The following is a 12265-nucleotide window of genomic DNA, read 5'->3' as shown; positions in this document are numbered from 1 at the left end:
ATGGCCAAAAAGCCGAAGATTCTGCCTTCCATCGAATGGCTCGAACCGCGAGTACGGGCGATGCGCATCATCAGCCTGCTGTGCTTTTTCGGCTTGGTGGGACTGCTCTGCGCCTACTACCTGGTATTCGCCGACCTGCATGGCGCGCGACCGTGGGTGATTCTGCTGATCGAACTGGTGCCACTGCTATTGCTGGCGCCGGGGATGATCGTTGGCAGCGCCCGCGGGCATTCGTGGATGTGTTTTGTGGTGAACCTGTATTTCATGAAAGGCGCATTGGCCGCGTACGACCCGAACCGGCAGCTGTTCGGGTTACTGGAGATGGGCGCGAGCCTGGCGGTGTTCTGCTCGGCAATGTTGTATGTGCGGTGGCGGTATCAATTGAACCGCAAGTTGGCGGGTGAAGGCCAGACCAGCGTCGCCTGAAAGGCCCCTATCGCGGGCAAGCCCGCTCCCACAGGACCGGAGTCGTTCACATATTTTGTGCTCAATCCAATACCTGTGGGAGCGGGCTTGCCCGCGATGGGCTCAACTCGGTCTCAATGATTCACTGTGTAAGCGAGCATCATCGAAATCTGGCTCATCGGCCGCCCACCGCTCTCTTCGTGCCACTGGTTGAACGCATTCTGCACCGTGGCCATGTCCCGCAAACTGGTTGGCACCTTGTCGACGATCTTCTGCGCATTCAGCGCTGCCACCACGTCATAGCTGGGCACGAAGGTGTCCTTGCCGACCATGCGCAAGAATCGCGGTGCCGATAACCCGCCCAACTGATGCCCGTGTTTCTTCAGATAGGTCCACAAGCCGACAATATCGGTCACCGGCCATTCGGCGATCAACGCGCCAAAACTGTCCTTTTCTTGGGCCACGTCCAGAATGAACTGAGCATTGCGCGGCACGCTCTTGAGCTTGCCCAGGTGGCGGATGATCCGCGCGTCCTGCATCAGGCGTTCCAGGTGTTCGGCGCTCATCAGCACGACTTTTTCCGGGTCGAACTTGAAGAACACTTCTTCGAAAGCCGGCCACTTGGCGTCCACCAGGCTGTGCTTGAGCCCGGCGCGGAATACCCGCAACGCCATGGTCGAGAGGTAGCGATCGTCGCTGATCTTGCGCAATTGCGCCGGGGTCTTGGGAACGGGCAAATGGGCTTCCAGTTCAGCCGCCGAACCGAAGCGGTTCAGACAGTATTCGTGCAGCCACTTGTAATCGCGCATGCCCTTTCCTGATGAGTAAGTGAATAGACTCATGAACTGCCCCCCAAAAGACAGGATCGGTGTCCAACTTTTGGGGGGCAGTTCATCATGTGGGAGCCAGCCTGCTGGCACCCACCGTGATTGTGTTTAGAGGTTTACAACGTTGACGAAGCGCGAAGCCGCCGTTTCGTCAATCTTCAGGGTGGTGAAATCGAACAGGTTGCGGTCCGCCAATTGCGACGGAATCACGTTCTGCAAGCTGCGGAAAATGCTTTCGGTACGGCCCGGGGTCTTGCGTTCCCACTCCTGCAGCATCTCCTTGACCACCTGGCGTTGCAGGTTTTCCTGGGAGCCGCAGAGGTTGCAGGGGATGATCGGGAATTGCTTGAAGTCCGAGTAAACCTGAATGTCTTTTTCGTTGCAGTAGGCCAGCGGACGGATCACCACGTTGCGCCCGTCATCGGCGCGCAGCTTGGGCGGCATGGCCTTGAGCGAGCCGTTGAAGAACATGTTGAGGAAGAACGTCTCGACGATGTCGTCACGGTGGTGACCGAGGGCCATTTTGGTCGCGCCAATTTCATCGGCAAAGGTATAGAGCGTGCCGCGACGCAGGCGCGAGCACAGCGAGCAGGTGGTCTTGCCTTCCGGAATCAGCTCCTTGACCACCGAGTAAGTGTCTTTCTCGACGATGTGGTACTCGATGCCCAGTTCTTTAAGGTAAGCCGGCAGCACGTGCTCAGGAAAGCCCGGCTGTTTCTGATCCATGTTCACGGCAACGATCTCGAACTTGATCGGGGCGACTTTCTGCAAATGCATCAGCACATCGAGCATGGTGTAGCTGTCCTTGCCACCGGACAGGCAGACCATGACCTTGTCGCCATCTTCAATCATGTTGAAATCGGCGACAGCCTCACCCGCCTGACGGCGAAGGCGCTTTTGCAGTTTGTTCTGGTTGACCGTAAGAGTGCCCATGACGCGAAATCCGTGAGGTGTGACGAAAGGCCGGCATTTTACGCAAAAACATTGCACTTGTGGCGAGGGGGCTTGCCCCCGTTCGGCTGCGCAGCAGTCGTAAAACAAACACTGCGGTTCCTCTTGGAAAATATAGTCGACTGATTGGGGGCCACTTCGTGACCCAACGGGGGCAAGCCCCCTCGCCACAGGGTTTAAAAGGCACAGACCCATCGGCGATTACCCATAACATTTACAGCGCGATTTGCTCTAAGCCCCTCGCACTATTTCCGGCAACTCCTTTCTATACTGCGGCATAAGGTCGCACACGTATTCAGACCTGTACTTACCTGGCCACTTTGGCCCGTAAGCGCTCCGCTGGGGGGCGATGGCAACAACAAGAGGAGTGACTGGCATGATCCATCACGTAGTGGGGCTCTTCACCCACCCTGACCAGGAATGGAAAGAAATCCGTGGCGACCAGGAGGAAAGCATCAGCCACATGTACCTCACGCACACCCTGATTCTGGCGGCGATCCCTGCCGTATCGGCGTTTATCGGCACCACGCAGGTCGGTTGGGTCATTGGTAACCGGGCGCCGGTGATGCTGACCATGGAAAGCGCGCTGTGGATGACCATCATGTCGTACCTGGCGATGCTTGGCGGTGTCGCGGTGATGGGCGCGTTCATTCACTGGATGGCTCGCACCTATGACGCCAACCCGAGCCTGGCACGCTGTGTCGCGTTCGCCACCTACACCGCAACGCCGCTGTTCATCGGCGGCCTGGCGGCGCTGTACCCGCACCTGTGGCTGGGGATGATCGTCGGCACCGCGGCCGTCTGCTACACGGTGTACTTGCTGTATGTGGGCTTGCCAACGTTCATGAACATTCCGTCGGACGAGGGATTTCTGTTTTCAAGCTCGGTGCTTGCCGTAGGACTGGTGGTGCTGGTGGCGATCATGGCGTTCACGGTGATTGTCTGGGGACTCGGCGTGGGGCCGGTCTATACGAATTAGCAACACCCCCACCAAAAACAAGATCTGCCAACACAGGCCGCCGCAAGGCGGCCTTCTAGCTCCAGGAAAGAGCAGGAGGTACGACCATTCGGCACCTCGGCGATTCGCAAGTCCCGAGGGTTGCGGCATACTCGACGACTCTGGAGATCCATCAAGCATGCCCGAGCAACTCAACACCCGCGTCGAAGATTGTTTCCAACAAGCCGAATCCTTTTTCAAACGACCTTTCAAACGCCCTGTGGTGAGCCTCAAGCTGCGCGGGCAAAAAGCCGGTGTCGCGCATTTGCACGAGAACCTGCTGCGTTTCAATCTGCAGCTGTACCGGGAAAACACCGAAGACTTCCTCAAGCAGACCGTGGCGCACGAAGTCGCGCACCTGATCGCCCATCAACTGTTCGGCGATCGCATCCAGCCTCACGGCGAAGAGTGGCAACTGATCATGCGCGGTGTGTACGAACTGCCGCCCAACCGCTGCCACACCTACGACGTCAAACGCCGCAGCGTGACCCGCTACATCTACAAATGCCCCTGCCCCGACAGCGATTTCCCGTTTTCGGCGCAGCGACATGGTCTGGTGAGACAGGGGCGACGGTATTTGTGTCGGCGGTGCAGGAGCACATTGGTGTTCAGTGGCGAGATGCGGGTCGAGTGACCCACATGATCATTCCCACGCTCTGCGTGGGAATGCCGCGATGGACGCTCCGCGTCCACTGTGACGCGGAGCGTCACGGGATGCATTCCCACGCGGAGCATGGGAACGATCTATGTAACGACCCTGGCACGCCGCAATTCCTCGATCCGCTCAACACTGAACCCCAACTCCCCCAACACCTGATCGGTATGCGCTCCCAGCGTCGCGCCAATATGCCGAGGCTCAGGCAACCCATCCGAAAACTTCAACGGGCAAGCCATCTGCGCCTGAGTCGAACCATCGCCCCTCGGTACCTCCGTCACCAATTCCCGCGCCTTCAACTGTGGATGCCGCACCGCTTCGCCCAGGCTCAACACCGGCTCGACGCAGGCATCGACCCCGGCGAACAGTTCACACAACTGGGCAAAGTCGTATTTTTCGAATTCAACTTTCAACGCCTCCTTCAGCGCCTGTTGCCGGGCCGGCTCGGGCGACAGCCCTTGGGCCGCCAGTTCCGGCCGGCCCAGCGCCGTACAGAGTTGCTGCATGAAACCCGGCTCCAGACTGCCCACCGACAACCAGCGTCCATCGCGGGAACGGTAGTAATCGTAGAAGCTGCCGCCATTGAGCATCTGATTTTCCCTGCCCGGCTCAACCCCGCAGGCCAGGTACCCGGCACCGGCCATGGCGTTCAGGCTGAAGGCGCAGTCGGTCATGCTCACATCCAGATGTTGCCCCTGCCCTGTCTGCTGTCGCGCGATCACCGCCGCCAGCAGACCGATCACCCCGTGCAGCGAGCCGCCCGCGACATCCGCCACCTGCATGCCCAACGGCACCGGGCCGCTGTCGGCGCGACCGGTGTAGCTCGAAAGCCCCGCCAACGCCAGGTAGTTAATGTCGTGACCGGCGCGATCTTTGTAGGGGCCGGTCTGGCCATAACCGGTGATCGACACATAAATCAGCTTCGGGTTGATCGCTTTCAAGGCGTCATACCCCAAACCCAACCGGTCCATCACGCCGGGACGAAACTGCTCCAGCACGATGTCGTAGTCTTGCAGCAATTGTTTGATCACCTCCAGCGCCTCGGGGTGCTTGAGGTCCAGCGCCAGGCTGCGTTTGTTGCGATTGAGGTACGCATGGCTGGCCGACACGCCTTGATCATGCGGTGGCAATACTCGCAGCAGGTCCATGCGGGTCGGCGATTCGATGCGCAGCACCTCGGCGCCCATGTCTGCCAGCAGCAACGAGGCGAACGGCCCCGGCAGCAGTGTAGAGAAATCCAGAACCTTGAGGGATACCAGTGGACCGAGCATAAGCGTTCTCCAGTGCAATCCCCCAAGCCTAGGCAGCCGAGGACAGTGCAGCAATCACCTTATGTGTCAGCGGCGGTGACCGTTGTGCTCAAATCGCCCCCATGAAAAAACCCGCCGAAGCGGGTTTTTCAGTGCAGCCTGTATGTCAGTGAAGCGCTTACTTGAGGCTAGCCGGAGCCGGGCCTTCGGCCACGCCCAGGTCGTCTACTTCACGCTCGTCGGAGATACCGCGACCGCCGGAAGCCAGCTCGACTTGCAGCGTGTCTTCATCCAGCTCTTTGACCCATTTGGCGACCACGATGGTAGCCACGGCGTTACCCACAAGGTTGGTCAGCGCACGGGCTTCGGACATGAAGCGGTCGATACCCAGGATCAGCGCCAGGCCGGCAACCGGCAAGTGGCCGACGGCAGACAGGGTAGCGGCCAGCACGATGAAGCCACTGCCGGTCACGCCCGCAGCGCCTTTGGAGGACAACAGCAGCACCAGCAGCAAGGTGATCTGGGCAGTGAGGTCCATCGGCGTATCAGTCGCCTGAGCGATGAACACCGCCGCCATGGTCAGGTAGATCGAGGTACCGTCGAGGTTGAACGAGTAGCCTGTCGGGATCACCAGACCCACAACCGATTTCTGCGCACCCAGGCGTTCCATCTTGATCAACATGCGTGGCAGCGCGGATTCCGAAGAGGAAGTGCCCAGCACGATCAGCAGTTCTTCACGGATGTAGCGAATCAGTTTGATCACGCTGAAACCGTGCGCGCGGCAGATGGCGCCCAGAACCAGAACCACGAACAGGATGCAGGTGATGTAGAAGCAGATCATCAGCTGACCGAGTTGCACCAGCGAACCGACACCGTAGGCACCGATGGTGAAAGCCATCGCACCGAACGCGCCGACTGGAGCGAGCTTCATGATCATGTTGATGATGTTGAACATCACGTGAGCGAAGCGATCGATGAAGTCCAGCACCGGTTTGCCGTAGGCACCCAGGCGATGCAGGGCGAAACCGAAGATCACCGAGAACATCAGCACTTGCAGGATGTCGCCGTTGGCGAAGGCGCCGACGATGGTGTTCGGGATCACGTTGAGGACGAAAGCAATGATGCTCTGGTCTTTACCGGCGGAGATGAAGCCAGCGATTTTGCTGGTGTCCAGGGTCGTCACGTCGATGTGCATGCCGGCACCCGGTTGCACGACGTTGACCACGATCAGACCGATCAGCAAGGCAATGGTGGAGACGATTTCGAAGTACAGCAGCGCATAGCCACCGGTCTTGCCGACCGATTTCATGTTCTGCATGCCGGCGATACCACTGACGACGGTACAGAAGATGATGGGCGCGATGACCATTTTGATCAGTTTGATGAACCCGTCACCCAGCGGTTTGAGGGCTACACCGGTCTGCGGGTAGAAGTGACCGAGCAGGATGCCGATAGCGATGGCAACGATCACCTGGAAGTACAGGGATTTATACAGTGGCTGACGAGTCGTCATTGCAAAGTTCCTCAAGAGTGCCTCAGTAGCAACATCCATCTGTTGCCCCTGACACCTCAATTGCGAACCCTCCTGCACTGGAGGGATTTGTTTTGTCGAGCTGCACGCCGGCAGACCTCTGCGGCTTGTATCGCAAGCGTCGTGCCACCTTCGAAAAAAACCCCGCCAGCCTTGTGACATCAAGGGTTACAGGTTTTTTGGGGTCACTGCCCCGTCACAACGATGTGGCGGATTTCCGCCCGCCAGCCGAACCTCGTCCTGCAATTTGGCGGATATCCGCCTTGTTCATTCTCGACAGGCACCGCTACCATCCATTGCTCAATGGATGGACCTACCCCCTATGCGCGAACGCACCATCGCCAGTCATTTCGCCCGCGCCGCCCTCGGTGGCGCGCGTCGGCGTGGCTACGACTATTCAAGTTTGTTGCAGCAACTGGGGATCAGCCCCGAGTTGCTCGAGGAGCCGCGCGCCCGAATCGCACCCGAGCAGTTCGCCCGATTGATCCAGGGTCTATGGCTGGCTCTGGATGATGAATACCTGGGCTTCGGGCATGCGCCGAGCAAACCCGGCAGCTTCGCGATGATGTGCCACGCGGTGATTCACTGCCGCACCCTGGAGAAAGCGCTCAATCGCGGACTATTGTTTTACAGCCTGTTCCCCGGCGCGCCGCGTCTGACGCTGAGCCGCGAAGGCGAGATGGTTCGCCTGAGCCTGGACGATTCGCCGCTGTGGGATCCGGACCATTTCCTCAGCGAAAGCCTGTTGGTGATCTGGCATCGGTTCGGCAGTTGGCTGATAGGCCAGCGCATTCGTCTGGAGCAGGCCACGTTCAGCTACCCCAGGCCCGAACACGGGGCCGAATACGACTTGCTGTTTTCCTGCCCGCTGAGCTTTGCCGACGCAAAGAGCACGACGGCGCAAAGCAGCCTGCTGTTTCACAGTCGCTACCTGAACATGCCGCTGTTGCAGGACGAACGAACCCTCAAGCACTTTCTCGAGCGCTCCCCCGCCGACCTGCTATCGCGCCCCGACGAAGGCGACAGCCTGAGCAGCCAGTTGCGGCGCTTGCTCAGCCGCGACAGTGCTCGCTGGCCGGACCTGGAAGCCGTGGCCGCGCACCTGCACATCAGCCCGCAAACCTTGCGCCGGCATTTGCGCGAAGAAGGCACGAGTTTTCAGGAATTGAAGGATCAGTTGCGGCGGGACATTGCGATTTATCACCTGGGGCGCGCGGATCTGTCGTTGCAACAGATTGCCGAGCAGTTGGGGTTTTCCGAGCCGTCGGCGTTTCACCGGGCGTTCAAGAAATGGACGGGGTTGACGCCGGGGGCCTATCGGGCCCAAGAGCTTTAAGATGATCGTTCCCACGCTCTGCGATGATCGTTCCCACGCTCCGCGTGGGAATGCAGCCCGGGACGCTCCGCGTCCCTTCCAGAGCCGAACGCGGAGCGTCCGTTGAGGCATTCCCACGCAGAGCGTGGGAACGATCGGTTACAGGTTCTTCGCTAGCCTCGCGGATCGAGGTTATTTAAACACCACTGTTTATGATCGTTCCCACGCTCCGCGTGGGAATGCAGCCCGGGACGCTCCGCGTCCCTTCAGAGCTGGAACGCGGAGCGTCCCTTGAGGCATTCCCACGCGGAGCGTGGGAACGATCAGTGACAGGTTCAACCCCCCGGAAAATGAACCCGGAACGCCGCCCCGCCCATTGGCGAATTCCCCAGCGTCAGCTTCGCGCTGTAGCTCTCGATGATGTCCTTGACCACCGCCAACCCGATCCCCTGCCCCGGATGCTGGCGATCCAGCCGTTCGCCCCGCTGCAGAATCCGCGCGCGCTGATCCGGTGGCACGCCCGGCCCATCATCCTCGACGCACAACTCAATGCCGCCGAGGGTTTCGCGCACGCTGATGCGCACTTCGGCGAGGCACAGGCGATAGGCGTTTTCCAGCAGGTTGCCCATCATTTCCAGCAAGGCACCTTGCTCGATCGGCATATAACATTGATCGGACAGATCGAAAGCGACTCGCACCTGTTTGTCGCGGTAGACCTTGTCCAGGGTGTCGCAGAGGCTTTGCAGTACCGGGCGCAGGCGTACCTGGTGGCGCACCAGGCCGCTTTTGCGCAGGCTGGCGCGTTGCAGTTGATAGCTGATTTGCTGGCTCATGCGCTCGATCTGGGTTTGCAGCACCCAGGCCTGATCGCGCTCTTGCGGCTTTTGCGCCATGTCTTCGCTGACCCCTTGCAACACCGTCAGCGGAGTTTTCAGGCTGTGGGCCAGGTCGTCGAGGGAATCGCGATAACGGCTGCGCTGCTCGCGTTCGCTGTGCAACAAACGGTTGAGCGAGCCGGTCAGGCGCAACAATTCACGCGGGTGTTGTTCGCTGAGGCTTTCCCGGGTGCCGCTTTCGATCTGGTCCAGTTCCTGGCTCAGCCGGCGCAACGCCTGCAAGCCCCAGGTCAGACCGATCCACAGCAAGGCGAGCAACACCAGCAAAGCCGCACCAAAGCCCAGATAAAGGTTTTCCCGCAGGCCTTCGACGGTGATTTCGTATTCGCGCACCGGTTGCAACGCGACAATGCTGAACGCTGCGCTTTGGCCGCCGAGCAGTTTGACCTCGACGTCATAGACGAAGAACTCTTCCCCGTTGGTTTCGCGAATCCTTGCGAACTCGTTACCGCGTCCGTCGTAACGCGGTTTGTAGTTGATCTTCTCTTCCTGGGTAGCCTTCGAGCGCCAGACCAGGTGACCTTCGCGGTCATAGATGTAGCCGAGCAATCGGCTGTCGGTAAGGTTGAAGCGTTCGTCGGGCAGTTGCGCCGGCATCTGCAAGCGGTTGTTATTCACCCGGGCAGCAGAGATCAGCGTGGTGACGTCCGACGCCAGGCGCTGCTCGATAGAGTCCTGCAAGGCCAGGCTGAACGCGCCCTGCATCGCCGGCAGCAACGCCAGCATGAATAAAACCGCCAGGAGGGTGGCGGCGAGCATCAACCGGACGCGAAGGGAACGAATCAAGTGCAGCGCTCGTTAAACAGGTAGCCAAGGCCACGCACGGTATCGATTGGCTTGAAGCCGGCCGGGCCTTCGAGTTTGCGGCGCAAGCGGCCGACCAGCACTTCGATCACATTCGGATCGCGCTCGCCGTCATCCGGATAGAGCTGTTCCATCAAGCGGTCCTTGGCCACCACTTGCTGGTGATGGCGCATCAGGTACTCGAGGATCCGGTACTCGTACGCGGTCAGCGCCAACGGTTGTTCATCGAGGCAGGCCTGTTTGCGATTGAGGTCCAGCAACAGCGGCCCGGCGATGATGGTCGACTGGGTGAAACCGCTGGAGCGGCGCAGCAAGGCATTGAGGCGAGCGTCCAGCTCCTCGAACTGGAACGGCTTGACCACGTAGTCATCGGCACCGGCGGCGAGGCCTTCGACCTTGTCTTGCCAGTTGCCACGCGCGGTGAGGATCAGGATCGGAAAGGTTTTGCCCCGGGAGCGCAATTGACGAATCAGGTCGAGCCCGCCCATGCCCGGCAGGCCGAGGTCGATCACCGCCAGGTCATGGTTGAACTGCCCGGCCTGGTACAACGCTTCCTCGGCGTTGGCCACGGATTCGACCACATGGCCGCTATCGGTCAGGCGGGTTTGCAGGTGATGGCGCAACAGCGCTTCATCTTCGACGACCAGCAATTTCATAACGCTCTCCTGGGCAAATCAACATCTCCAAAGGCGCAATATATGCAAAGGCACAGCACCTCAATGGCTGACAGGGCGACGCCAGCAATCAAGCCGCAGAACCTGTGGGAGCGGGCTTGCCCGCGATAGCGATCGGTGACACATCAATGGTGAATGTGTTGCCGTCATCGCGGGCAAGCCCGCTCCCACCGGTTGTGCGGCTTAACCGACTGGCCGCCAAACACTTTTTAGAAAGCGTAGTTGGCGGACAGGTAAGTCTGGGCGCTGCTGGTCAAGTCCAGCGAACCCTGTTTGCTGCCGCCGCGCTCACTCATCTCGGTGCTGGCGTTGCTGCGCAGGTAACGGTAACCCAGCTCGACCGAGGTGTTTTGCGAAACTTGCTGCAATACACCGACCTGGCCGCCAATGGCGTAACCGATGTCGCTGTCGCGGCTGAAGCCTGGCGAATCCTGGGTCAGCTTGGTCAAACCGGCCGTGGCACCGCCGAATAGTTTGGTGCTGCCGCCCAACGGGTAGAACAGATCGTAGCTGCCCAGCAGGTTTTCCTGACGCAGTTTAATGCCATTGTGCGAGCCCGATACGTTGTCGTAAGTGGCGTAGTAGCGGCCCTTGCTGTCTTGCTGGCCCAGACGCACGCCCCAGGTGTTGTCCTTGCCAATCACACCATCGGCATTCGGGTGGTTGAGATTGTCGTTCAGGGCGCTGGATTTTTTAACCTTGTCGCTGGTCTGGCCAAAGCTCAGGCCGGCGAAATTGGTGGTGTCGGCGTGGGCTGCCACACTGGCGCCCAGCATGGTGAAAGCCAGAAGCAGTTTTTTAAAAGTAGTCATTGGGGTTTCCTCATGAGCTATGTGCTTTTTGGGTACGGGGCAAGGTTACTGCCCCCTCCCTGTACGGCCCCTGAACGCACACTGAACCTGAGCTGAATCAAATCGACTACGCTGTCCTGACGATTCTTAATATGGAGATTTGATCATGCGTGTGTTCCTCGCCCTCGTGTTACTGGCTCTGAGCGGGGTCAGCCAGGCCGCCATCCAGACCCAGGAAATTCCCTACCAGAGTGCCGACGGCACCAAGCTGATCGGTTATTACGCCTACGACGACGCCATCAAAGGCCCGCGCCCGGGCGTGGTGGTGGTGCATGAGTGGTGGGGCCTCAACGATTACGCCAAGCGCCGCGCCCGTGATCTGGCCGGTCTTGGCTACAGTGCGCTGGCGATCGACATGTTTGGCGACGGCAAGAACACCGAACATGCCAAGGATGCCATGGCCTTCATGCAAGCGGCATTGAAGGACAGCGCAGCAGCCAGCGCACGGTTTCAGGCCGGGCTCGACCTGCTGAAGAAACAACCGCAGACCGATCCGGACAAACTGGCGGCCATCGGTTATTGCTTCGGCGGCAAAGTGGTGCTGGATGCGGCGCGTCAAGGTGTGCCGCTGGCGGGCGTGGTGAGTTTCCACGGCGCGCTGGTGACCAATACGCCAGCGACGCCTGGCAGCGTGAAGGCGAAAATCCTGGTGGAGCATGGCGATCTGGACAGCATGGTCACCGCGGAAAACGTGGCGGCGTTCAAAGCGGAAATGGACAAGGCCGGTGCCGACTACAAATTCGTCACCCTCGAAGGCGCCAAGCATGGGTTCAGCAATCCGGAGGCGGATCGTCTGAGCCATGGCGACCACGGCGGGCCGGACATTGGTTACAGCAAGACCGCCGATGAGAAGTCCTGGGCGGACATGCAGGCGTTTTTCAAGAAGATATTTGGCTGACACACCGACAGCACTGAGCCGAGCATTGCTCCCTGTGGCGAGGGGGCTTGCCCCCGTTCGGCTGCGAAGCAGTCGTGAACCGGCGAACGCGTTGTATCTATCGAAACGCGATTGCAGGGTTTGGGGTTGCTTCGCAACCCAACGGGGGCAAGCCCCTTCGCCACAAAAGCCGTGCTGCCACTACCCAGCAATCGCGCCAGACGGCAAAATG

General features: G+C 59.7%; 12 protein-coding genes. 5 read left to right on the top strand and 7 right to left on the bottom strand.

The window, feature by feature from the left end; translation table 11 throughout:
• Positions 1 to 426, top strand: a complete 426-nt coding sequence (locus tag BZL43_RS22755) for a DUF2069 domain-containing protein (protein WP_095634376.1) — start codon at positions 1 to 3, stop codon at positions 424 to 426.
• A gap of 113 nt (positions 427 to 539) precedes the next feature.
• On the opposite strand, the gene BZL43_RS22750 is transcribed toward BZL43_RS22755, so the two are convergent.
• Together BZL43_RS22750 and ttcA are read right to left on the bottom strand one after the other, a co-directional pair.
• The gene (locus tag BZL43_RS22750; RefSeq protein WP_095634375.1) at positions 540 to 1214 is read right to left on the bottom strand and encodes a DNA-3-methyladenine glycosylase I; all 675 of its coding nucleotides are present in this window, start codon (positions 1212 to 1214) and stop codon (positions 540 to 542) included.
• Between the two features lie 126 nt (positions 1215 to 1340).
• On the bottom strand, positions 1341 to 2165 hold the full coding sequence (gene ttcA / locus BZL43_RS22745; protein WP_095634374.1) for a tRNA 2-thiocytidine(32) synthetase TtcA: 825 nt from the start codon (positions 2163 to 2165) through the stop codon (positions 1341 to 1343).
• Between the two features lie 394 nt (positions 2166 to 2559).
• On the opposite strand from ttcA, the gene BZL43_RS22740 reads away from it, so the two are divergent.
• Positions 2560 to 3162 carry a Yip1 family protein gene (locus BZL43_RS22740; protein WP_095634373.1) on the top strand — a complete coding sequence of 201 codons (603 nt, stop codon included), beginning with the start codon at positions 2560 to 2562 and terminating at the stop codon, positions 3160 to 3162.
• 157 nt (positions 3163 to 3319) lie between these two features.
• Positions 3320 to 3814, top strand: a complete 495-nt coding sequence (locus tag BZL43_RS22735; protein WP_095634372.1) for a SprT family zinc-dependent metalloprotease — start codon at positions 3320 to 3322, stop codon at positions 3812 to 3814.
• A 110-nt stretch (positions 3815 to 3924) separates the two neighbouring features.
• On the opposite strand, the gene BZL43_RS22730 is transcribed toward BZL43_RS22735, so the two are convergent.
• Both BZL43_RS22730 and BZL43_RS22725 read right to left on the bottom strand, forming a co-directional pair.
• A complete protein-coding gene (locus BZL43_RS22730; protein ID WP_095634371.1) occupies positions 3925 to 5106 on the bottom strand; it encodes a CaiB/BaiF CoA-transferase family protein in 1182 nt (393 codons plus the stop codon).
• Between the two features lie 157 nt (positions 5107 to 5263).
• A complete protein-coding gene (locus tag BZL43_RS22725) occupies positions 5264 to 6598 on the bottom strand; it encodes a dicarboxylate/amino acid:cation symporter (protein WP_095634370.1) in 1335 nt (444 codons plus the stop codon).
• 340 nt (positions 6599 to 6938) lie between these two features.
• Here BZL43_RS22725 and BZL43_RS22720 point away from each other — a divergent pair, with 340 nt between their 5' ends.
• Complete coding sequence (locus tag BZL43_RS22720; protein ID WP_095634369.1) at positions 6939 to 7952, top strand: AraC family transcriptional regulator; 1014 nt, start codon at positions 6939 to 6941, stop codon at positions 7950 to 7952.
• A 314-nt stretch (positions 7953 to 8266) separates the two neighbouring features.
• On the opposite strand, the gene BZL43_RS22715 is transcribed toward BZL43_RS22720, so the two are convergent.
• The 3 genes from BZL43_RS22715 to BZL43_RS22705 form a co-directional block, all read right to left on the bottom strand.
• Entirely contained in the window at positions 8267 to 9613 is a 1347-nt protein-coding gene (locus tag BZL43_RS22715; protein WP_095634368.1) for an ATP-binding protein, read from the bottom strand.
• Positions 9610 to 10287 (bottom strand): response regulator, encoded by a 678-nt coding sequence (locus BZL43_RS22710; protein ID WP_095634367.1) that lies wholly within the window; start codon positions 10285 to 10287, stop codon positions 9610 to 9612. Before BZL43_RS22710 ends, BZL43_RS22715 begins: the two co-directional genes overlap by 4 nt.
• 227 nt (positions 10288 to 10514) lie before the next feature.
• The gene (locus BZL43_RS22705) at positions 10515 to 11117 is read right to left on the bottom strand and encodes a hypothetical protein (protein ID WP_095634366.1); all 603 of its coding nucleotides are present in this window, start codon (positions 11115 to 11117) and stop codon (positions 10515 to 10517) included.
• 145 nt (positions 11118 to 11262) lie between these two features.
• On the opposite strand from BZL43_RS22705, the gene BZL43_RS22700 reads away from it, so the two are divergent.
• The gene (locus BZL43_RS22700; protein ID WP_095634365.1) at positions 11263 to 12054 is read left to right on the top strand and encodes a dienelactone hydrolase family protein; all 792 of its coding nucleotides are present in this window, start codon (positions 11263 to 11265) and stop codon (positions 12052 to 12054) included.
• Positions 12055 to 12265 lie beyond the last annotated feature (211 nt).

This window comes from Pseudomonas sp. PICF141, from assembly GCF_002286815.1.
GTDB lineage: Bacteria > Pseudomonadota > Gammaproteobacteria > Pseudomonadales > Pseudomonadaceae > Aquipseudomonas.
The sequence above is the reverse complement of the archived record's forward strand: the minus strand, read 5'-3'. Positions and strand labels throughout refer to the sequence as shown.

Bases quoted from the DNA above. Each gene is read 5' to 3' on its own strand.
- BZL43_RS22750 (WP_095634375.1), bottom strand. From the start codon at position 1,214: ATGCGCGATTACAAGTGGCTGCACGAATACTGTCTGAACCGCTTCGGT.
- BZL43_RS22730 (WP_095634371.1), bottom strand. From the start codon at position 5,106: ATGCTCGGTCCACTGGTATCCCTCAAGGTTCTGGATTTCTCTACACTG.
- BZL43_RS22710 (WP_095634367.1), bottom strand. From the start codon at position 10,287: ATGAAATTGCTGGTCGTCGAAGATGAAGCGCTGTTGCGCCATCACCTG.
- BZL43_RS22705 (WP_095634366.1), bottom strand. From the start codon at position 11,117: ATGACTACTTTTAAAAAACTGCTTCTGGCTTTCACCATGCTGGGCGCC.
- BZL43_RS22700 (WP_095634365.1), top strand. From the start codon at position 11,263: ATGCGTGTGTTCCTCGCCCTCGTGTTACTGGCTCTGAGCGGGGTCAGC.
- ttcA (WP_095634374.1), bottom strand. From the start codon at position 2,165: ATGGGCACTCTTACGGTCAACCAGAACAAACTGCAAAAGCGCCTTCGC.
- BZL43_RS22720 (WP_095634369.1), top strand. From the start codon at position 6,939: ATGCGCGAACGCACCATCGCCAGTCATTTCGCCCGCGCCGCCCTCGGT.
- BZL43_RS22740 (WP_095634373.1), top strand. From the start codon at position 2,560: ATGATCCATCACGTAGTGGGGCTCTTCACCCACCCTGACCAGGAATGG.
- BZL43_RS22725 (WP_095634370.1), bottom strand. From the start codon at position 6,598: ATGACGACTCGTCAGCCACTGTATAAATCCCTGTACTTCCAGGTGATC.
- BZL43_RS22735 (WP_095634372.1), top strand. From the start codon at position 3,320: ATGCCCGAGCAACTCAACACCCGCGTCGAAGATTGTTTCCAACAAGCC.
- BZL43_RS22755 (WP_095634376.1), top strand. From the start codon at position 1: ATGGCCAAAAAGCCGAAGATTCTGCCTTCCATCGAATGGCTCGAACCG.